Consider the following 1,228-nt stretch of genomic DNA (forward strand, 5'->3'; position numbering starts at 1 on the left):
GTTTTCGTATTATAATTATAGTATATTTATACTTAATTTATATTTAATTTATAGTCTTTTTATAGTTTTTTTATAACCGAACTCCAAAAACAAACCTAAACTTTTTCTCCCTTTTTTTACTATAACTTTTTCATAAATTCTTAAAATTTTTCTAGTAAAAATTTTTCATATTCTATAATATATTTTTTTGCTGTTTTTATATTTACATTTGCGTGTAAAGCTATTTTTTCTATATTATAGCTTCCTTTTTCATCTTTATAACTATCTGAAAATAATCCGCTTAAAAGGGAGAAAATTTGCTCTTTTTTATTCTTAGCTCTATCTTTATTAATTTTGACCATATTAAGAGTTCTCTTGCTCTTATTTTCTTCTTGAAACTGACTTAATCCTATTATTTTAAACTGCATAAGCAATTCATTATTTTTTTTGCATTTTTTGCATTTTGCAAGCAAGATCACTTCTTCATTAAAAGAAGTTAATATCTGCTCTGCTTTTTCTAAACTCTTTAAACTTCCTAAACTTGTATTATTAGTTTTTTGACAATTAATACAAGTCCAAATTATTTTATTGATTTTCATAGTTTTCCCTTAATCTTTCTATTACTATTGTCGCAATACAAGAACATACAACAATGAGTGGAATAAGTCTAATAGGAAATTTCATGTCGTAAAGTTTTCTAAAAAAATTGAGACTAAAATTAGCGTTAGAATAATAAAAAAATAAAAAAAATAATGGAGTAACAATTAATAAAAATATTAAAATGCCAACTATTTTATTTTCTAAAATACCTATTAATAGCCAAATAATGACTAGGTTGAAAAATAAAACAATGCCTATCCCATAATAAACACCATCTATCGCTGAAAAAAAGTTCCATAAATTTTTAAATACTAAAAGTGTTAAATTTAGAAAATCTTTTCCAAAAAAAATAATAAAAGCAATAATGCCTATATAAATAGCATAGACTAAAATAAATTTTTTATTTAATAAGTTCATTTTAACTCCTGATTATAAGTCCATAAAAGCCCATTTAAAATAATTATAAATACGAGAAAATACGGGTTAAAACTATCTATTGTTAATTCTATGCCAAAAATATATAATATAGCTATAAATAAAGGAGCTAAATATAATGAAACTCTTAAGACTTGATAAGTTCCATAAAACCAACATATAAACATAAGAAGAAGGCACAAAAACATAAAATTTAAAACAAAAGATATATTAT

General features: G+C 22.2%; 2 protein-coding genes. Both read right to left on the reverse strand.

The features are described 5' to 3' along the window. Window positions 1-140: 140 nt before the first annotated feature. A complete protein-coding gene (locus JG677_RS08215) occupies window positions 141-578 on the reverse strand; it encodes a hypothetical protein (protein ID WP_200286153.1) in 438 nt (145 codons plus the stop codon). After that, window positions 565-996 carry a hypothetical protein gene (locus tag JG677_RS08220; RefSeq protein ID WP_200286155.1) on the reverse strand — a complete coding sequence of 144 codons (432 nt, stop codon included), beginning with the start codon at window positions 994-996 and terminating at the stop codon, window positions 565-567. The genes JG677_RS08215 and JG677_RS08220 overlap by 14 nt, the downstream gene beginning before the upstream one ends. Between the last annotated feature and the right edge of the window lie 232 nt (window positions 997-1,228).

Origin of the sequence: Campylobacter sp. TTU-622 (genome assembly GCF_016598965.1) — a bacterium.
GTDB lineage: Bacteria > Campylobacterota > Campylobacteria > Campylobacterales > Campylobacteraceae > Campylobacter_D.

What these genes read in the sequence shown, in the direction of transcription:
- JG677_RS08215 (WP_200286153.1), bottom strand. Translation starts at nt 578, where the DNA reads ATGAAAATCAATAAAATAATTTGGACTTGTATTAATTGTCAAAAAACT.
- JG677_RS08220 (WP_200286155.1), bottom strand. Translation starts at nt 996, where the DNA reads ATGAACTTATTAAATAAAAAATTTATTTTAGTCTATGCTATTTATATA.